Source organism: Franconibacter daqui (assembly GCF_014644275.1).
Taxonomy (GTDB): Bacteria; Pseudomonadota; Gammaproteobacteria; order Enterobacterales; family Enterobacteriaceae; genus Franconibacter; species Franconibacter pulveris.
This window is the reverse complement of record NZ_BMKJ01000003.1, coordinates 1-19,658: the sequence shown is the minus strand read 5'-3', so window position 1 is coordinate 19,658 and position 19,658 is coordinate 1. Positions and strand designations below refer to the sequence as shown.

The following is a 19,658-nucleotide window of genomic DNA, read 5'->3' as shown; positions in this document are numbered from 1 at the left end:
TCCCGTCCATGCCTCCTGTACGCCTCTGTGGATAACCTGTTTAAAATGGAGAGATCATGACACCGCATGTAGTGAAAAGAGACGGGTGCAAAGTACCTTTCGATTCAGCGCGCATTCAGGAAGCCATTCTTCGTGCCGCAAAAGCAGCGGGAGTCGATGACGCCGATTATTGCGCCACCGTCGCCGCCCTGGTAAGCCAGCAGATGCAGGGGCGCAGCCAGGTCGATATCCATGAAATTCAGACCGCCGTGGAAAACCAGCTGATGGCGGGCAACCACAAGCAGCTGGCGCGCGCCTACATTGAGTACCGCCACGACCGCGATGTGGAACGTGAAAAGCGCGGCCGCCTGAACCGCGAAATTCAGGGGCTGGTGGAGCAGACAAACGCTTCGCTGCTCAATGAAAACGCGAACAAAGACAGCAAAGTCATCCCGACCCAGCGCGACCTGCTGGCGGGCATCGTCGCGAAACACTACGCCCGTCAGCACCTGCTGCCGCGCGACGTGGTGCTGGCGCACGAGCGCGGCGAAATTCACTATCACGACCTCGACTACTCGCCCTTTTTCCCGATGTTCAACTGCATGCTGATTGATTTAAAAGGCATGCTGACGCGCGGCTTTAAGATGGGCAACGCCGAAATCGAGCCGCCGAAATCTATCTCCACCGCCACCGCCGTGACGGCGCAGATTATCGCTCAGGTGGCGAGCCATATTTACGGCGGCACCACGATTAACCGCATCGATGAGGTGCTGGCGCCTTTCGTCGCCGCAAGCTTTGAAAAACACCGCCGGGTGGCGCAAGAGTGGCAGATAGCGGACGCGGAGGGCTATGCCCGCAACCGCACGGAAAAAGAGTGTTACGACGCTTTCCAGTCGCTGGAATATGAAGTCAATACGCTGCACACCGCCAACGGCCAGACGCCCTTCGTCACGTTCGGCTTCGGCCTCGGTACATCGTGGGAGTCGCGCCTCATCCAGACGTCGATTCTGCGCAACCGTATCGCAGGGCTGGGTAAAAACCGTAAAACGGCAGTCTTTCCGAAGCTGGTGTTCGCCATTCGCGACGGCCTGAACCACAAATTCGGCGACCCTAACTATGACATCAAGCAGCTGGCGCTGGAGTGCGCGAGCAAGCGCATGTATCCCGATATTCTGAACTACGACCAGGTGGTGAAAGTCACCGGCTCCTTCAAAACGCCGATGGGCTGTCGCAGCTTCCTTGGGGTGTACGAAGAGAACGGCGAGCAGATCCACGATGGGCGCAACAACCTCGGCGTTATCAGCCTTAACCTGCCGCGCATCGCGCTGGAAGCGAAAGGCGACGAAGCCGCCTTCTGGACGCTGCTGGATGAGCGTCTGGCGCTGGCGCGCAAGGCGCTGATGACCCGCATCGCCCGTCTCGAAGGGGTAAAAGCGCGCGTGGCGCCCATTCTCTATATGGAAGGGGCCTGCGGCGTACGCCTGAAAGCGGATGACGAGGTGGCGGAGATCTTTAAAAACGGCCGCGCTTCAATTTCCCTTGGCTACATTGGCATTCATGAAACCATCAACGCGCTTAGCGGCAATCAGCATGTTTATGACAGCGAAACGCTGCGCGCCAAAGCCATCGCCATTGTGGCGCGGTTGCGTGACGCGGTGGACCAGTGGAAAGAGGAGACCGGCTACGGCTTTAGCCTCTACAGCACGCCGAGCGAAAACCTCTGCGACCGCTTCTGCCGTCTTGATACCGCCGAGTTCGGCGTGGTGCCGGGCGTAACCGACAAGGGTTATTACACCAACAGCTTCCACCTGGACGTGGAGAAAAAGGTGAACCCTTACGACAAAATCGACTTTGAAGCGCCCTACCCGCCGCTCGCGAACGGCGGTTTCATCTGCTACGGCGAATATCCGAACATTCAGCACAACCTGCGGGCGCTGGAAGACGTATGGGATTACAGCTATCAGCATGTGCCTTATTACGGCACGAATACGCCAATCGATGAGTGTTACGAGTGCGGCTTTACCGGCGAGTTTGAGTGCACCAGCAAAGGGTTCACCTGCCCGAAATGCGGCAACCACGACGCCGCCCGCGTCTCCGTCACCCGCCGCGTGTGCGGCTATCTCGGCAGCCCGGATGCGCGTCCGTTTAACGCTGGCAAGCAAGAAGAGGTAAAACGCCGCGTGAAGCATTTAGGCAACGGGCAGATTGGGTAAGGCCTGATGATGGGTATCGGCTCGCTAACCCGCCCTGCATGGCTCACGCCGCGCTGATGGTGACCGGGACGAATGAGCGCAGCCAATGCCGTTATGGCGTCAATTGAGAAGCGGTTCCGCAAAGCAACTGACGTCAGAGCAAGGCGGCAAACGAACGAGTCCCCGGCAGCTTACTCCGGTAAGTGACCGGGACGAATGAGCGCAGCCAATGCCGTTATGGCGTCACTTGAAAAGCGGTTTCGCAAAGCAACTGACGTCAGAGCAAGGCGGCAAACGAACGAGTCCCCGGGAGCTTACTCCGGTAAGTGACCGGGGCGAATGAGCGCAGCCAACGCCGCTATGGCGTCACTTGAGAAGCGGTTCCGCAAAGCAACTGACGTCAGAGCAAGGCGGCAAACGAACGAGTCCCCGGGAGCTTACTCCGGTAAGTGACCGGGGCGAATGAGCGCAGCCAACGCCGCTATGGCGTCAATTGAGAAGCGGAATGAATTTTCATCAGTACTATCCGGTTGATATAGTCAACGGGCCGGGCACCCGCTGCACGCTGTTTGTCGCGGGGTGCGTTCATGAATGCCCCGGCTGCTATAACAAAAGCACCTGGCGGCTTAACTCCGGCGCTCATTTCACGCCAGAAATGGAAGCGCAGATAATCCAGGACCTCAACGATACCCGCATAAAACGCCAGGGGTTGTCGCTCTCTGGCGGCGACCCGCTGCATCCGCAAAACGTGCCGGCGATTTTAACGCTGGTGCGTCGCGTGCGGGCTGAATGTCCCGGTAAAGATATCTGGGTCTGGACCGGCTATAAGCTTGAGGAATTAACGCCAGCGCAGCGTGAGGTCGTTGACCTTATCAACGTGCTGGTAGACGGGAAGTTCATGCAGGATCTCAAAGACCCGGCGCTTATCTGGCGCGGCAGCAGCAATCAGGTGATTCATTATTTACGCTGAGCCGCCTGTGCAGGAACCAGCCAGCCCGCAGCGAACGGGCTGGCCTGGCAATTAACGGTATTTCTTGTGGTAAGTGTTGCGGGTGGTTTTGAAATCTTCAGCCGCCGCCTGCGCTTCCTTCACCTTGCCTTCATTAGCCAGCTTCAGCGCACCGTCAATCTGGCTTACCAGCGTATCCAGACCGTGACGGAAATCTTTCAGCTCCGGGCTGTCCGCCGGTTTGTCCTCAAGCTTCGGCGGCGTCGATTTTTTCGCATCCAGCGCGGCGGCGCGCATCTTCGTTAAGGCATCCTTCATCTCTGCCGCGTCGGTGGTTTTCTGCACCGTTTTTAAATTGTCGTTGAGGATGTCCATATCATCCTCCAGATCCGCCGCCAGAACTGTAGTGCTGGCAAACAGCACGGAGGAGACGGCTAACATTGCTAACAAGGACTTACGCATCGGCTTACCTTCTTATTATGGTGACGAAAAAAGGGCGCCGCTGCGGGCGCCCCTGGGAATTATTGCCCGGCTATCTTCATCTCCGGCAGCAGTACGGAGCCGCACTGAATGTTGCTGCGCGTTTCGATATCGTCGGCGATAGTGACCATGTTGCGCCACATATCCTTCAGGTTGCCGGCGATGGTGATTTCGCTTACCGGATACTGGATCTCGCCATTTTCCACCCAGAACCCGGCCGCGCCGCGGGAATAGTCGCCGGTAATGCCGCTCACGCCCTGGCCCATCAGCTCGGTGACCACCAGTCCGGTGCCCATCTCTTTGAGCAACTCATCAAAGCTCAGTCCGCGCCCCTGGATGCGCCAGTTATGGATGCCGCCCGCGTGGCCAGTGCTTTTCAGCCCCAGCTTGCGCGCTGAATAGTTAGTCAGCAGCCACTGTTGCAGCACGCCATCCTTCACGATATCGCGACGCTCGGTGCGCACCCCTTCGCTGTCAAACGGCGTAGAGGCGAGCCCTTTCAGCAGGTGCGGATGCTCTTCAATCGTCAGCCAGTCAGGCAGGATCTGTTTACCCAGCGAATCCAGCAGGAAGGTCGATTTGCGGTAAACCGCGCCGCCGCTAATGGCGCCCACCAGATGACCGAACAAGCCGGTCGCCACTTCATGGGCGAAAATTACCGGCGCTTTCATGGTGGGGAGCTTACGCGGCGACAGGCGGGACAGGGTGCGCTTAGCACACTCTTCGCCCACCCACTCCGGCGAGCGCAAATCTTCGATTGCCCGGCCGATGGTGTAGGCATAGTCGCGCTCCATGTCGCCGTTCTCTTCGGCAATGACGCAGCTTGAAAGCGAGTGGCGGGTGGAGCAGTAGCTCTGCAGCATGCCGTGGCTGTTGCCAAATACTTTAATGCCGTAATGGCTGTTGAAGCTGCCGCCCTCGGTATTGGTAATGCGCTTATCGGCTTTCAGCGAGGCCTGCTCGGCGCGCGCGGCAAGCTCAATGGCGCGATCCGGGTCCACTTCCGCCGGATGGAACAGAGAGAGATCCGGCGCGTCAAACGCCAGCAGATCTTTATCCGCCACGCCCGCACACGGATCCGGCGAGGTGTAACGCGCGATATCCAGCGCCGCCTGCACCGTGCGGGCAATCGCCTGCGGGCTTAAGTCGGTGGACGAAGCGCTGCCTTTACGGTTCTGATGGTAAACGGTAATGCCGAGCGCCCCATCGCTGTTGAATTCCACATTTTCCACCTCACCGTAGCGGGTGCTGACGCTCAGACCGGTGGTTTTGCTCACCGCCACTTCCGCGCCGTCCGCCTTGCCCGATGCCAGTTCCAGCGCAGTGGCGACGGCCTCTTCCAGTGTTTTGCGCTGTTGCGCAACTTGTGTGATTAGTTTCATCGCGAATGCCATAATGTAAGGTGAAAACAGAAGACGTATTTTTTGAGTCTAACAGAGAACCATTTCGCAGTGCGCGCCTTAACTGGTAGTATTAGCCTCTTTTTTTAAGGAGCCTGAGATGACAAAGCAGCCCGAAGACTGGCTCGATGATGTCCCTGATAATGAAGACGACGATGACGAGATTATCTGGGTCAGCAAAAGCGAAATTAAGCGCGATGCCGAAGAGTTAAAACGTCTCGGCGCCGAGCTGGTGGACCTGGGCAAGAACGCCCTGGATAAAATCCCGCTGGATGAAGATCTGCGCGCCGCGATTGAACTGGCGCAGCGCATCAAGAAAGAAGGCCGCCGCCGCCAGATGCAGCTTATCGGCAAAATGCTTCGCCAGCGCGATGACGAGCCTATCCGTCAGGCCCTGGATAAACTGAAAAACCGCCACAACCAGCAGGTGGCGCTGTTCCATAAGCTGGAGCATCTGCGCGACCGGTTGATTGAAGAAGGCGACGACGCGGTGCCGGACGTGCTGAACCTCTGGCCGCAGGCGGACCGTCAGCAGCTGCGTTCGCTTATCCGCAACGCGAAAAAGGAAAAGGAAGGCAATAAGCCGCCTAAATCTGCCCGCCTGATTTTCCAGTATCTACGCGAACTGGCTGAAGGCCAGGAATAAGCGCTAAAAGCCCGGTTCTGCCGGGCTTCTTTTTTTACTTTCTCTCTCCTCGCTTTTTTAATTCTTTACATGCCCTCCAGCTGAAACGTTAAAGCTAACCAAGTTTTTCTTCACACTTTTCATCGCAACACCTCTCCTGATTGCATAAAAAAACGGACCCTTGCCTCAAAAATTTCCTTCGTCTGCTGCTTTTTCCCGAGCAGTGAATGCGATCACGTTTCTTATCCGCCACAGAAACTAGTCTTCACAGGCCATTAACTTAAATCGATTCAGCAAAAGGATAAAAGGATGAAAAAGACGCTGCTTCTGACCTCGCTCGCGCTGCTGGTTTCGGCTCAGGCTTCCGCCCAGACCTGGGTGCTGACCAACGCTGAAAAAGGCACGGATAAAGGAGACTGGCGCATAACCAGCCAGCAGCTGAACCTCAAAGGCGCCCCGTTCAGCATTGAGCAAAAAGTGCTGCACGGCGGCAAGCAGGAGGGCAGCAAAATCATCACGCTCGCCAGTGAAAACGGCCTCACTATCGTCTTAAGCCCTACGCGCGGCATGAACCTGCTGCATGCGCAAGGGTTTGGCGTGCGCCTGGGCTGGGATTCGCCGGTCAAAGAGGTCGTGAACCCGGCATTTATTAATCTGGAAAGCCGCAACGGTCTCGGCTGGCTGGAAGGGTTCAATGAAATGATGGTGCGCTGCGGCTATGAGTGGACCGGCCATCCGACCACGGCTGACGGCCAGCTTTATACGCTGCATGGCAAAGCGGGCAACACGCCAGCCTCCCGCGTGGAAGTAGAAGTAAGCGAAAGCGCGCCGTATGAAATCCGCATACGCGGTCTGATTAAAGAGAGCACCTTTAAAAAAGCGGATCTGCAAACGATGACTGAACTGCGCTATGTGCCGGGCAGCAACAGCTTCAGCCTGCACGATGTGCTGACGAACCACGCCGATTATCCGCATGACTATCAGATTATCTACCACAGCAACTTCGGCAAGCCGATTCTGGAAGAAGGCGCGCGCTTTATCGCTCCGCTGGCGAACGTGAGTCCCTTTAATGACTACGCCAAAGGCGGAATGAAAGCGTGGAATACCTACAGCGCGCCGACGAAAGACTTTGACGAAATGGTCTTTAACCTTACCCCGCTTGCCGATGCGAACCAGCAGACCCTCGCCGCCGTGATCAACAAAGCGGGCGACAAAGGGGCGGCTATCGGTTTTAACGTGTCGCAACTGCCGGTGCTGACGATGTGGAAAAACACCGATACGGAAAAACAGGGGTATGTGACCGGCATCGAGCCGGGCACCAGCTACGCTTATCCGGTGACCATTGAGCGCGAGCAGAAGCGCGTGAAGCAACTCGCCCCCGGCGCCAGTACACAGTTCGATTTAACCTACACGCTGCTGCACAGCAGCGAACAGGTGGCGGACGTGGAGAAACAGATCGCCGCCATTCAGGGCGATAAGCAAACGCAAGCCAGCGATACGCCTATCGCGAAAGAGTAAAAGCATAAAAAAGCCGCTTCGCAGGAAGCGGCTTTTCTTACCAGCAAGGATGAAGCCAGGGGCGCGGGAGACGCCCTTTTTTCAGGCCTGCGCTTTCTGCGCGAGGCCATCCAGCAGCTTCTGATGAATGCCGCCAAAGCCGCCGTTGCTCATCACCAGGATATGGTCGCCAGGCTGCGCGGTTTTCACAATCATCTCCACCAGCGTGTCGAGATCGGCGCTCCAGTGGGCAGGCTGTACGCAGGCCTCCGCCACTTCCGCCACCTGCCACGGAATATGGTGCGGCTGGAAGAGGAACACTTCGTCGGCGCGACCGAGCGAAGGGGCGAGATCGTCTTTGCTGACGCCCATCTTCATGGTGTTGGAGCGCGGCTCCAGCACGGCGAGGATGCGCGCCGTGCCGCCTACTTTGCCGCGCAGGGCGGCAAGCGTGGCGAGGATGGCGGTCGGGTGATGGGCGAAATCGTCATACACGGTTACGCCGTTCGCTTCGCCGCGCAATTCCAGACGGCGGCGTGCATTAACGAATGAACCCAGCGCCTGCGCAGCGTCGGCAGGCGTTACGCCTACATGGCGCGCTGCGGCAATCGCCATCAGCCCGTTATGCATGTTGTGCTCGCCTACGAGGCCCCAGTTCACTTCCCCTGCTTTTTCGCCGTCAAGCCACACTTCCCAGTTTGAGGCGTCGGTCGTCAGCTTTTTCGCCTGCCAGTGGCCCTGCTCGCCAACCGTCTCTTGCTCGCTCCAGCAGCCCATCCCCAGCGTTTGCTTCAGGTTGATATCGCTTTCGGGCCAGATGATTTTCCCCTGCCCCGGCACGATGCGCACCAGATGGTGGAACTGCTTCTGGATAGCCTTCAGGTCGTCGAAGATATCGGCGTGGTCGAATTCCAGATTGTTTAGCACCAGCGTGCGCGGCGCGTAGTGGACGAACTTGGAGCGCTTATCGAAAAAGGCGCAGTCGTATTCGTCAGCTTCGATTACGAAGAACGGACTATCGCCAAGGCGCGCGGAAACGTCAAAATTACCTGGCACGCCGCCTATCACAAAGCCCGGCTTGTAGCCGCAGGCTTCAAGGATCCAGGCGGCCATGCCGGCGGTGGTAGTTTTACCGTGGGTGCCGGCGATGGCGACGACCCAGCGGTCGCGCAGCACAAAATCGTGCAGCCACTGCGGGCCGGACATATAAGGAATGCCCTGCTCCAGCACCGCTTCCACGCAGGGATTGCCGCGAGTCATGGCGTTGCCGATGATGACCAGGTCCGGGCGCGGCTCCAGCTGCGCGGCGTCGTAGCCCTGGATTAATTCGATACCTTGCTTTTCAAGAAGGGTGCTCATTGGCGGGTAGACATTAGCATCCGAGCCCGTCACCTCGTGGCCAAGCGAACGCGCCAGCATCGCGAGTCCGCCCATAAAAGTGCCACAAATACCCAGAATATGAATGCGCATACGTCACTATCCTTTTTTAGTCCGGCGCACATTCTACCCGCAGGAAGGGGGCTGGAGAAATGCCTTTCAGGATTATCTGTATTTGGCTTACACGATTCACTTCTGCGCGACAATTTGAAACTTTGTTAATATTGTTGTGATCGCTTTACTCAACTTCAGATGCAGGGAAAGTGTTATGAAAACGTTAGGTGAGTTTATTGTCGAAAAGCAGCACGAATTTTCACATGCGACCGGCGAACTGACGGCGCTGCTGTCGGCAATAAAGCTGGGCGCGAAGATTATCCACCGCGATATCAACAAAGCAGGTCTGGTTGATATTCTCGGCGCTAGCGGCGCGGAAAACGTTCAGGGCGAGGTGCAGCAAAAGCTCGATCTGTTCGCCAACGAAAAGCTGAAAGCCGCACTGCGCGCTCGCGATATCGTGGCGGGCATCGCTTCTGAAGAAGAAGATGAGATTGTGGTTTTTGAAGGCTGCGAACATGCAAAATATGTCGTGCTGATGGACCCGCTGGACGGCTCGTCTAACATCGACGTTAACGTCTCTGTTGGCACCATTTTCTCTATTTACCGCCGCGTTACGCCGGTCGGCACGCCGGTCACCATGGAAGACTTCCTGCAGCCTGGCAGCAAGCAAGTGGCGGCGGGTTACGTGGTTTACGGCTCCTCCACCATGCTGGTTTACACCACCGGCTGCGGCGTTCACGCCTTCACTTACGACCCTTCGCTTGGCGTGTTCTGCCTGTGCCAGGAGCGCATGCGCTTCCCGGAGAAAGGCAACACCTATTCCATCAACGAAGGCAACTACATCAAATTCCCGAATGGCGTGAAGAAATACATCAAATTCTGCCAGGAAGAAGATAAAGCGACCCAGCGCCCCTACACCTCGCGCTACATCGGCTCGCTGGTGGCGGATTTCCATCGCAACCTGCTTAAAGGCGGCATTTATCTTTATCCGAGCACCGCAAGCCACCCGGAAGGCAAGCTGCGCCTGCTGTATGAGTGCAACCCGATGGCGTTTCTCGCCGAACAGGCGGGCGGCAAGGCGAGCGACGGCAAGCAGCGCATTCTGGACATCGTTCCGGACAGCCTGCACCAGCGCCGTCCGTTCTTCGTCGGCACCGACCACATGGTGGAAGATGTCGAGCGCTTTATTCGCGAGTATCCTGACGCGTAACACCGGTATGAGACAACAAGGGCAGCTCACGCTGCCCTTTATTATTTTCAGTCCTGCATCTGCAACCTGAATGTCGCCATCGCTTCCACCAGCTGTTGCGACTGCTCTTCAAGCGAGCGCGTGGCGGCGGAAGATTGCTGCACCAGCGCGGCGTTCTGCTGGGCCACTTCGTCCATCTGGCTGACCGCAATATTCACCTGCTCAATGCCGCGGCTCTGCTCATGCGACGCGTTGGCGATTTCTCGCATCAGCTTCGTCATGCGTAAAACCTCTTCGGCAATTTCATCCATGGTTTCGCCCGCCTGCTGCGCCAGTTCGCTGCCTTCGCCAACGTGGGTTTGCGAGTCGCTGATAAGCGTGCGGATCTCTTTCGCCGCCTCGGCGCTGCGGCTGGCAAGGCTGCGCACTTCGCCTGCCACCACCGCAAATCCCCTTCCCTGCTCTCCTGCCCGCGCCGCTTCCACCGCCGCGTTCAGTGCCAGGATGTTGGTCTGGAAGGCGATGCCGTCAATAACGCTCAGAATATCGGCGATGCGGCCAGCGCTGCCGGAAATATCACGCATTTTCTCAATGACGTAGCAGACCATTTCGCTGCCGCGATCGGCGGTATCGGAAACGGTTTGCGCCATCTTGTGCGCCGCTTCGGCATTCGCCGCATTCTGTTTCACCGTGGCGGTGATCTCTTCCATGCTCGCGGCGGTCTGCTCAAGGGAGGTGGCGGTAGATTCGGTGCGCTGAGAGAGATCGACGTTGCCAGCCGAAAGCTCGCGGCTGCCGGTATCTATCTGCGCGCTGGCGTCGCGCACGCGCAACACCGACGCCATCAGCGCCTGGCGCATACTCTCAATCGCCGTCGCCAGGCGTCCCAGTTCGTTGTTGCCTGCGTCAGCAGTGGTATGGGTGAGATCGCCTGCGGCAATCACTTCCAGTTGTTCAATCGCGCGGCTCAGCGGCTGGAGCAGCAAATGACGCAGCGCCAGCCACACCAGCGCAATCAGCGCCGCGGTGAGCAGCACGGCGAACACCATTAACCCCATCACCGTCCGCTTGTGCGCCAGGACCGTCGCCACCTCTTCATTGCCGCGCTGTTCGCTCCAGCGCTGGAACGCCTGCATGTCGTTATCGAAGCTGCGGGAGAGCGGAATAAGCCCGTTTTCCAGCAGGTCGTAATACTCATCGGGGCTTTGCTTGTTGAGCGCGGCCAGCATCGGCGTGATGCCTTTGCTGTTATAGGCGTTATAGCTTGCCGCCAGCTTCTTCAGTAGCGCAGCGCCCTGCTCGTCGTCCACGCCGCTGGCAATCAGCGCTTTCAGCGTCTGCTGCGCCTGGGCGATTTCCGCGGTTACGCTTTTCACAGAATTACCGGCATCGTCTAACAGGCCGACCTCCATCTGGCGCACCGCCTGCCCGGCTTCGTTACGCGCCCGCAAAAGCAGCGTATAGCCTTCGTTCAGGCGCACCATTTTTTCACCCTGTAGCTGGTTGATGCGTTGCAGAGAGGTGGAACTTTGCGTCAGCGCGTAAATGCCAATCCCGCTAACGACCAACAGCAAAAGCGTCATGGCCGCCAACAGGGTCAGCAGGCCGGTACGAATGGAGAGATTTTTTAGCATGGTACTTTTCCCGGTAATCGCGATAGCTCAAAACGGACGAATAGTGAGTTATCGGCAATCACCGGAGAAAGTTTAATCATTTTTAGCGATTTCAGTATGTTACTAGCTTGTTGGCGCCGTGCTAACGCGCTTAACATCCGCGCTCTGGCGGTTTTCCCACAGCACGGTAAGGCCGCGCTGCAGCGCAATAAAGATAAACAACAAAATGCCGATGGCGATTTTGGTCCACCATGAACTGAGCGTGCCGTCAAAGTTGATATAGGTCTGGATCAAGCCCTGGATAGCGACGCCAAACAGCGTGCCGAGCACCGTTCCCACGCCGCCGGAGAGCAGCGTGCCGCCGATGACCACCGAGGCGATAGCGTCCAGTTCTACCCCTACCCCCGCCAGCGCGTAACCCGCCGAGGTATAAATCGAGAAGACAATGCCCGCAAGCGTGGCAAGCCCGGTGGAGAGCATGTAAATGCGGATGGTCGTGCTGCGGGTGGAGATACCCATCAGGTTCGCCGAAACCGCGCTGCCGCCGATGGCGTAAACCTGGTTGCCAAAACGGGTGCGATGAGCGAGGAAAATACCGATAACCACGACGCCCAACATCAGCAGCCCCATCGCGCTTAAGCGTCCGCCGCCGGGGATTTTCCAGGCAAGGCTTGAGAGCGTGTCGTAAATGGGGTGGTTAATCGGAATAGACTCTTCGGAAACCAGATAGCTGACGCCGCGCAGAAAGAACATCCCGGCGAGCGTAATGATAAACGCCGGGATTTTCAGCGCGTCTATCAAAAGCCCCATGAAAGCGCCGAAGGCGCAGCCCATCGCCAGCACCAGCGGGAAAGCCACCAGCGGCGAAAGCCCCCAGAAACCTATCGCTTTGGCAAGGAAAACGCCGGTAAAGGCGATCACCGAGCCGACCGAGAGATCGATCCCGCCGGAGAGGATCACAAAGGTCATGCCGACCGCGATGATCCCAAGAAATGCGTTATCCGTAAGGATGTTGCAAATTACGCGCGTGGAGGCGAAGCCGGGAAACTGCGTCAGGCAGTAGAGGTAGCCCAGCACAAATACCGCAAGCGTTATCATCAGCGGCAGGTTACGTTTTATCATGGCGGCGCACTCCCTTCAGCAAGCCAATAAAGCGCGGCGACTGGACTATCAGCACGCAAAGCACCACCACCGCTTTTACCACCTGGTTAAGCTCCGGCGGAAAGCCGGAGAGCAGAATACCGGTATTCATCCCCTGGATAATCAGCGCGCCCACCACCGAAAGCACCAGGTTGAAGCGCCCGCCCATCAGCGAGCCGCCGCCAATCACCACAGCGAGGATGGCGTCCAGCTCAAGCCACAGCCCGGCGTTGTTGGCGTCCGCGCCGCGAATATCCGCCGCGACGATAACGCCGGCGATAGCGGCGCAGACGCCGCTCAGCACGTAGGTCAGCATCACCACGCCCCGGGTGTTAACGCCGGCGTTTTTCGCCGCCCGAATGTTGATACCCACCGCTTCGATAAACATGCCGAGCGCCGTTTTACGGGTGAACAGCCAGAAAATAATCAGCGTGACGAGCGCGATGATAACCGGCGTTGGGAAAAGCAACAGCGAGCCGCTGCCAAGCCAGGAGAGCGAAGGCGAGTTAAAGGTGACGATTTGCCCGGAGGTAATCAACTGCGCCACGCCGCGCCCGGCCACCATCAGGATAAGCGTGGCGACGAAGGGCTGAATTTTCAGCACCGCGACCAGAATACCGTTCCATAACCCCGCCAGCACCCCTACGCCGAGCGAGGCGAGCAAGACAACCGCCAGGCTGTGCCCGGCGACGGTCATCGCGGCGGCGGTCGCCCCGGCGATAGCCATGGTCGCCCCCACGGAAAGGTCGATGCCGCCAGTCGCTATCACCAGCGTCATGCCGATCGCCAGCAACGCCACGGGAGCGGCGCGGTTAAGAATGTCTATCGGACTGCCGAACAGGCGGCCATCCTGCAACACTATCTGGAAGAAGTGGCTCGCCACCAGGCTGTCTACCAGCAGCACCAGCAGCAGCGCCGCTAACTGCGGCATGCCCGGCGGCCAGCGAAAGCGGCGTTTTGGCGCGCCCACTTCAGGTAATGATCCCATCACTCAGAACTCCTTATGCCGCAATGGCATTCATAATCGCGCTCACCGAAAGCTGCTCGAGCGGAATTTCCGCCACCTGCTGCCGGTCTCGCATGATCACCACCCGGTCGGCATAGCCCACCAGCTCTTCCAGCTCTGACGAAATCACCAGCAGCGCCAGCCCGTCGGCGCAGAGCGTTTCTATCAGGCGAATAATTTCCGCATGCGCACCGACGTCAATGCCGCGCGTAGGCTCATCCAGAATCAAAAATTGCGGACGCGTCAGCAGCCAGCGCGAAAGCAGCACTTTTTGCTGGTTGCCGCCAGAAAGAAACTCTATCGGCTGTTCCGTGCCCGGCGTGCGGATGCCAAGCTGGCGAATAAAACGCTCGGCTATCTGAATTTGCTCACGCTTCGGAATAGGCCGCAGCCAGCCGCGCTGGGCCTGTAAGGCCAGCACAATGTTCTCGCGCACCGACGCGGCGCCGATAATGCCGTCGGTTTTGCGGTCCTCCGGGCAAAAACCGATGCCGAGACAGGAGGCCTGATGCGGCGATCGCAACGTCTGCGGCTTGCCTTTGATAACGGCGGTGCCGCTGTCGGCGGGGTGAATGCCGAAGATAACCTCGGCGGTTTCAGTACGCCCCGAACCGAGCAGGCCAGCGAGACCGACGATTTCGCCGGGACGAATTTCCAGATCGAACGGCGTGATAACCCCTTTCTTACCGAAGTTGCTGAAGGCGGCGACCGGTTTCTCACTCAACAGGGTGCGTCCGGCGCGCTGCAACGCGTTGGTGTCCAGTTCGCGTCCCAGCATCATCTTCACCAGTTCGATTTGCGGCAGTTCGGCAGTTTCACGCGTTCCTACAAACTTGCCGTTGCGCAGCACCGTGATGCGGTCGGTGACTTCATAGACCTGGTCGAGAAAGTGGGTGACGAAAATCAGGCTGACGCCCTGATCGCGCAGCTGGCGCATCAGGGTAAAGAGCATCTCTACCTCTTTGGTGTCGAGGCTCGCGGTGGGCTCGTCCAGGATAAGCACTTTGGCAGAGAGATCGATGGCACGACAGATAGCGACAATCTGCTGCATCGCCACGGAAAAACGGTTCAACGGCTCGCGCACGTCGAGCTTAAAGCCGTAAGATTCCATCAACCGCGCGGCGCGTTGCTCCATCTCCTTACGGCGCAGCAGCCCAAAGCGCCGGGGCTCGCGACCGATAAACAGGTTATCCGCCACCGACATATTGGGCAGCAGGTTGACCTCCTGGTAGACGGTGCCGATGCCCAGCTCCTGGGCGTGAGCGGTGTTTTTCGGCCGCACCGGTTTGCCTTCGAGAAAAACGGTGCCGCCGTCCGGCTGATAAACGCCAGTCAGGGCTTTAATCAATGTGGATTTCCCGGCGCCGTTCTCGCCAAGCAACGCCATGATCTCGCCGCGCCGCAGGCTGAAGTTGACCTCTTCAAGCGCTTTCACCCCTGGAAAGTATTTGCTTAAGCCTTCCGTGCGCAGGATCTCCTGCTGTTCGTTATGCATTGCCAGACTCCCCGTTGCCCACGCGCTAAAACGGTGGATGCGCTGTGTTTACTCACTCCGAAAATTGCCCCTCTTCCCGGGGGGAAGAGGGGCTCGGTTTGCTTTTTATTAAATGACCGATTCATCGAGGCGTCGGTTTTCCTTCCTCTCCTCCGTAGAGAAGAGCGAATCGGTTCGCTTCTTTACGTTTTACTTCGGCCAAAGGAGCCGGTTTTTTTCTCTTCTTTCCAGGGAGAGGGCCGCGGCGAGGATTTTCTCCCTCGCCGTCCCCTCGCCAGAAAGATGCTCACAGGCGTCAAAGAGCCGCCGCCACTGCTATTGGCTTATCAGTAACCCATATTTTTCTTCTGCTCTAACGTCTCTTTAGCCGTATCCGGCAGATAGAGCGTCGATTTGGTGATGGTCAGTTTTTCAGGCTGAGTGCCATCTTTTTTGAATTTTTCCAGCGCGTCGAACGCCGGGCCCGCCATGTTTGGCGTTAACTCAACGCTTGCGTTAGCTTCGCCGTCGATCATCGCTTTGAAGATGTCCGGCACGCCGTCGATGGAACCGGTGAGAATATCTTTGCCCGGCTTCAGGCCCGCTTCTTTAATGGCCTGAATAGCGCCAATCGCCATGTCGTCGTTATGCGCGTAAACCATGCAGATGTTCTTGCCGTTGTTTTCCGCTTTGATAAAGCTCTCCATCACCTCTTTCCCTTTCGAACGGGTAAAGTCGCCGGATTGAGAACGGATAATTTTGATATTCGGCGCTTTAGAGATGGCTTCGGCGAAACCTTTTTTACGGTCAATCGCCACGCTTGCGCCCACGGTGCCCTGAAGTTCCACAACGTTACACGGCTTGCCGGCGACGGTTTTCACCAGCCAGTCGCCAATCAGCTTGCCTTCCAGCACGTTGTCGGCGGTAACGGTGGTCATATAGAGCGACTTGTCTTTTACGTCGATGGAGCGGTCAAGCAGGATAACCGGGATCTCCGCTTCTTTTGCTTCCTGCAACACCGGCTCCCAACCCGTTGCGACAACCGGGGCGATAAAGATGGCATCCACGCCCTGAGCGATGAAAGAGCGCACCGCCTTGATTTGGTTTTCCTGTTTCTGCTGGCCGTCGGCAATCTTCAGATTGATGCCTCGCTTCTGCGCTTCGCTTTTGGCGACGTTAGTTTCCGCCGCTCGCCAGCCAGACTCGGAACCTACCTGAGAAAATCCCACGGTTAACGGGGCGGCCATCGCCATAGACGACATGGCTGCCGAAACTGCTGTGACCAGAAGTAAGCGCTTCCACATAAGTGCATCCTCGTAGGGTTATTGTTGGTTAAATCTCCACCTGCGCCGAAACTATAGACAATCCGGGATGTAACTGAATGCGTTACATCACAATTCAAAAAAGTAACGAAAACGTTAAATCCCGTGAGTGACAAAAGGTGACGCAAGACAAGCGCTGGCGCGCCTGCCGCCTAAGGTGAGATAGCAGGCTTTTCTTACACAAAAATCCTGACCTGTATCTGCTTTGTAAACGGTTACACAGATTTATTGAGAATGCGGCTGGCTTTATGGATTTTCCGGGCGCGGAAAAGGTCTTAAAATCGTCCCGCTACGCCGGACCGGCGAAAACAGGCAAAGACATTTACCTCCACCTGGCTATAATACCGGGCACTTGTTTGCCATACATTTTTAAGGAAACAGACATGAGCTTACTGAACGTACCTGCGGGCAAAGATCTGCCGGAAGACATCTACGTTATTATCGAAATCCCGGCCAACGCGGACCCGATCAAATACGAAGTGGACAAAGACAGCGGCGCGCTGTTCGTTGACCGCTTTATGTCCACCGCTATGTTCTATCCGTGCAACTACGGTTACATCAACCATACCCTCTCCCTGGATGGCGACCCGGTTGACGTGCTGGTCCCAACGCCGTACCCGCTGCAGCCGGGCTCTGTGATCCGCTGCCGTCCGGTTGGCGTGCTGAAAATGACCGACGAATCTGGCGAAGATGCGAAACTGGTTGCTGTACCGCACACCAAGCTCTCCAAAGAATACGATCACATTAAAGATGTGAACGACCTGCCGGAACTGCTGAAAGCGCAGATCACCCACTTCTTCGAGCACTACAAAGACCTCGAAAAAGGCAAATGGGTTAAAGTTGACGGCTGGGACAACGCAGAAGCCGCGAAAGAAGAAATTCGTACCTCTTTCGAACGCGCTGCGAAGAAGTAATTCTTCCCGCTTCACACAGCACACCGCCTGCGGGCGGTGTGTTTGTTTTTAGCCTTCAGCGCCGCGTTTTACGCGCTCTGAGAGGTTTCATAAAAGTGTCATAAAGCGATTATTTCTTTTTTGTTCATCGCATTACCTTATATGCATCTGCGTTTCCTTCTTCAGTGAGCTTAAAGCTCCTCTTTTTGCGGTCGATATCTCCTGTTCGCGTGCGCCGCACGCCTTCTTGACCGGGGAATGACCAACAGCAATGAAACTTAATCATCTTACTATCGGACAGCGGCTTGGCCTGCTGGCGGGCCTGCTGCTGCTCGCTACGCTGTTTATTGGCATACGCAGCCTTGCGGTTAACGCCAACGGCCTTAAGCAAAACCAGGAGATCATGACCACGGAGAAGGTGATAGCGGAAAGTATCGATACGGCCCGCAATGCCCAGGTGCAGTTCAAAATTCAGGTGCAGGAGTGGAAAAACACCCTGCTGCGCGGCGCTCAGGACCAGGCGCAGTTTGATAAATACCGAAACGCGTTTATCAGCCAGAGCCAGAAGACGCAGGCGTTGCTTAATGAACTCGCCGCGCTGCTGCCGCAGATGGGTATGGACGCCGACGCGGTGATGAAAACCCGCGTCCTGCACGCCGAACTGGAACAGCACTACCTGAACGCACTGACGCAATACGTGGTGAATGACCCGACCAGCGCGCAGCGGGTCGATCACCTGGTAGCGGGTATTGATCGTGAGCCGACGCACATGATCGATGAGATGGTCGTCAGCACGCTGAAGCAGGCGGAACATCTCCATCAGCAGTCCGACGCTCGCAACGAAGCGCAGTTTCAACGCACGCGGTTAATGTTGCTGCTCACTATGGCGCTGACTCTTCTTACCGGCGCGTTAATTACCTGGTGGCTGGTGCGCAGCATCACGCGCCCGCTGGCTGAAGCCGTATCCATTGCCCGTACGGTGGCCGCCGGAGATTTGCAGGCCACGATTACCGTTCATGGGCGCGATGAAACCGCCGAGCTGATGCGCGCGCTCAAGGAGATGAACGGCAACCTGACGCGCATTGTGGCAGGCGTACGGGCGGGCACGGAGACTATCGCCACCGCCTCATCGCAAATCGCGACCGGCAGCCGGGAGCTCTCTTCGCGTAATGAAGCGCAGGCCAGCGCGCTGGTGGAGACGGCGGCCTCCATGGAAGAGCTCACCTCGGTGGTGAAAAATAACGCTGAAAACTCCCGCTTTGCCAGCAACATCGCCCGCGATGCGCGCCTGCGCGCAGGTGAAGGCGGCGAAGCGGTAGAGCGCGTGGTGCAGACCATGAGCGTGATTCATCGCTTCTCCAGTGAGATAAGCACCATTGTCAGCGTTATCGACAGCATCGCTTTCCAGACTAATATCCTGGCGCTTAACGCTGCGGTAGAAGCGGCCCGTGCGGGCAGCGAAGGACGCGGTTTTGCTGTCGTCGCGGCCGAAGTGCGGGCGCTGGCGCAGCGTTCTGCCGCCAGTGCGAAAGATATTCGCGACTTAATCGACCGCTCGGTGCACCGCATCGAAGAAGGCAATACGCTGGTGAAAGGCGCAGGTGATGTAATGGAAGAAATTGTCCGCAGCGTGCAGCGCGTGAGCGAGTTGGTGGAGAACATTTCGCTGGCAAGCCATGAGCAGAGCGCAGGCATCGACCAGGTGAATGTCGCCGTAACGCAGATGGACGCCGCGACGCAGCAGAACGCCGCGCTTTCGCAGCAATCTGCCGCCGCCGCGCAATCGATGCAGGAGCAGGCGCACCGGCTGCTGGAAACCGTCAGCGTGTTCCGCCTTGGAAAGCGCGACGAACAGCTCGCCTGATATAAAAATGCCGCCCTGTGGGCGGCATTGTCGTTATTTATTNTGCTCAATCATCATCATGCTGCGCCAGACATTGGCGTCGTTATGGCGCAGCGACCACGCCTGCGCCCGCGCCATAAATTCGTCCAGGTTCGCCGCGTTGCGGGTGCGGTTGTAGTCCATCAGCAGGGCCACCATTTCATCGAACTGCGCGCGTTCAGACTGCGTGGCGAAGTACCACGGCGCGGGCAACGGGAACCCGGCAAACTGGCTGCGCTCAAGCGCCGTCAGCTGGTGGTTAGCGTAAAGCCCCGCCCCGCTGAAGACGATGAGCACCGCGCCGCAGAGCACGGCAGCCAGCCGCGGCGCCCGGGCTGCCCGGCGTGCGGCCGGCGGCGCTTCCGTCACGCCCAGGCGCAGCAGCAGCAGGAACAGCCCGAAGTGAATGAACGACTGGTAAAACGGGTACTCCAGGTTCAGGTGCGCCAGCAGGGACACAATCAGCAGCGCGTATGCCAGCGTTGCGCGGCGGGTTTTCAGGGCGCGGATGAGCATCCTTACCCAGCCCGCGAACAGCACCAGCATGCCCGCCAGCGCCGTGATGCCGCCCTGGAACCAGGCG

The 19,658-nt window shown here is 57.7% G+C and carries 16 protein-coding genes; 7 read left to right on the top strand and 9 right to left on the bottom strand.

Annotation, left to right across the window (positions count from 1 at the left end):
• The first annotated feature begins 56 nt into the window (after window positions 1-56).
• Window positions 57-2,192 (top strand): anaerobic ribonucleoside-triphosphate reductase, encoded by a 2,136-nt coding sequence (gene nrdD / locus IEX01_RS12415; protein ID WP_024556579.1) that lies wholly within the window; start codon window positions 57-59, stop codon window positions 2,190-2,192.
• A 484-nt stretch (window positions 2,193-2,676) separates the two neighbouring features.
• Complete coding sequence (gene nrdG, locus IEX01_RS12410; protein ID WP_024556580.1) at window positions 2,677-3,141, top strand: anaerobic ribonucleoside-triphosphate reductase-activating protein; 465 nt, start codon at window positions 2,677-2,679, stop codon at window positions 3,139-3,141.
• Between the two features lie 51 nt (window positions 3,142-3,192).
• On the opposite strand, the gene cybC is transcribed toward nrdG, so the two are convergent.
• Both cybC and pmbA read right to left on the bottom strand, forming a co-directional pair.
• Window positions 3,193-3,582, bottom strand: coding sequence for a cytochrome b562 (gene cybC / locus IEX01_RS12405; RefSeq protein WP_188723952.1), 390 nt, complete (start codon window positions 3,580-3,582; stop codon window positions 3,193-3,195).
• A 59-nt stretch (window positions 3,583-3,641) separates the two neighbouring features.
• A complete protein-coding gene (pmbA, locus tag IEX01_RS12400) occupies window positions 3,642-4,994 on the bottom strand; it encodes a metalloprotease PmbA (RefSeq protein ID WP_034882082.1) in 1,353 nt (450 codons plus the stop codon).
• Window positions 4,995-5,100: 106 nt separating this feature from the next.
• On the opposite strand from pmbA, the gene yjgA reads away from it, so the two are divergent.
• On the top strand, window positions 5,101-5,646 hold the full coding sequence (gene yjgA, locus IEX01_RS12395) for a ribosome biogenesis factor YjgA (RefSeq protein WP_188723951.1): 546 nt from the start codon (window positions 5,101-5,103) through the stop codon (window positions 5,644-5,646).
• Window positions 5,647-5,934: 288 nt separating this feature from the next.
• Window positions 5,935-7,143, top strand: a complete 1,209-nt coding sequence (locus tag IEX01_RS12390) for an aldose 1-epimerase family protein (RefSeq protein WP_024556584.1) — start codon at window positions 5,935-5,937, stop codon at window positions 7,141-7,143.
• 81 nt (window positions 7,144-7,224) lie between these two features.
• On the opposite strand, the gene mpl is transcribed toward IEX01_RS12390, so the two are convergent.
• On the bottom strand, window positions 7,225-8,592 hold the full coding sequence (mpl, locus tag IEX01_RS12385; protein ID WP_024556585.1) for a UDP-N-acetylmuramate:L-alanyl-gamma-D-glutamyl-meso-diaminopimelate ligase: 1,368 nt from the start codon (window positions 8,590-8,592) through the stop codon (window positions 7,225-7,227).
• Window positions 8,593-8,767: 175 nt separating this feature from the next.
• Here mpl and fbp point away from each other — a divergent pair, with 175 nt between their 5' ends.
• Window positions 8,768-9,766: a class 1 fructose-bisphosphatase gene (fbp, locus tag IEX01_RS12380; protein ID WP_024556586.1), complete on the top strand. Its 999-nt coding sequence runs from the start codon at window positions 8,768-8,770 to the stop codon at window positions 9,764-9,766.
• Between the two features lie 47 nt (window positions 9,767-9,813).
• Here fbp and IEX01_RS12375 read toward each other — a convergent pair whose 3' ends face one another.
• From IEX01_RS12375 to ytfQ, 5 genes are all read right to left on the bottom strand, one after another.
• A complete protein-coding gene (locus tag IEX01_RS12375) occupies window positions 9,814-11,379 on the bottom strand; it encodes a methyl-accepting chemotaxis protein (RefSeq protein WP_188723950.1) in 1,566 nt (521 codons plus the stop codon).
• A 102-nt stretch (window positions 11,380-11,481) separates the two neighbouring features.
• Window positions 11,482-12,480, bottom strand: coding sequence for a galactofuranose ABC transporter, permease protein YjfF (gene yjfF, locus IEX01_RS12370; RefSeq protein ID WP_188723949.1), 999 nt, complete (start codon window positions 12,478-12,480; stop codon window positions 11,482-11,484).
• The gene (ytfT, locus tag IEX01_RS12365; RefSeq protein ID WP_161629453.1) at window positions 12,467-13,489 is read right to left on the bottom strand and encodes a galactofuranose ABC transporter, ATP-binding protein YtfT; all 1,023 of its coding nucleotides are present in this window, start codon (window positions 13,487-13,489) and stop codon (window positions 12,467-12,469) included. The genes yjfF and ytfT overlap by 14 nt, the downstream gene beginning before the upstream one ends.
• Before the next feature lie 10 nt (window positions 13,490-13,499).
• Window positions 13,500-14,999 (bottom strand): galactofuranose ABC transporter, ATP-binding protein YtfR, encoded by a 1,500-nt coding sequence (gene ytfR / locus IEX01_RS12360; RefSeq protein WP_024556590.1) that lies wholly within the window; start codon window positions 14,997-14,999, stop codon window positions 13,500-13,502.
• Window positions 15,000-15,325: 326 nt separating this feature from the next.
• A complete protein-coding gene (ytfQ, locus tag IEX01_RS12355) occupies window positions 15,326-16,282 on the bottom strand; it encodes a galactofuranose ABC transporter, galactofuranose-binding protein YtfQ (RefSeq protein WP_024556591.1) in 957 nt (318 codons plus the stop codon).
• 401 nt (window positions 16,283-16,683) lie between these two features.
• On the opposite strand from ytfQ, the gene ppa reads away from it, so the two are divergent.
• Both ppa and IEX01_RS12345 read left to right on the top strand, forming a co-directional pair.
• Window positions 16,684-17,214 (top strand): inorganic diphosphatase, encoded by a 531-nt coding sequence (ppa, locus tag IEX01_RS12350; RefSeq protein ID WP_024556592.1) that lies wholly within the window; start codon window positions 16,684-16,686, stop codon window positions 17,212-17,214.
• A gap of 250 nt (window positions 17,215-17,464) precedes the next feature.
• Complete coding sequence (locus IEX01_RS12345; RefSeq protein WP_188723948.1) at window positions 17,465-19,057, top strand: methyl-accepting chemotaxis protein; 1,593 nt, start codon at window positions 17,465-17,467, stop codon at window positions 19,055-19,057.
• 33 nt (window positions 19,058-19,090) lie between these two features.
• Here the strand turns inward: IEX01_RS12345 and IEX01_RS12340 are convergent, their stop codons facing one another.
• Complete coding sequence (locus IEX01_RS12340; RefSeq protein ID WP_444542684.1) at window positions 19,091-19,591, bottom strand: Wzy polymerase domain-containing protein; 501 nt, start codon at window positions 19,589-19,591, stop codon at window positions 19,091-19,093.
• Window positions 19,592-19,658: the final 67 nt, after the last annotated feature.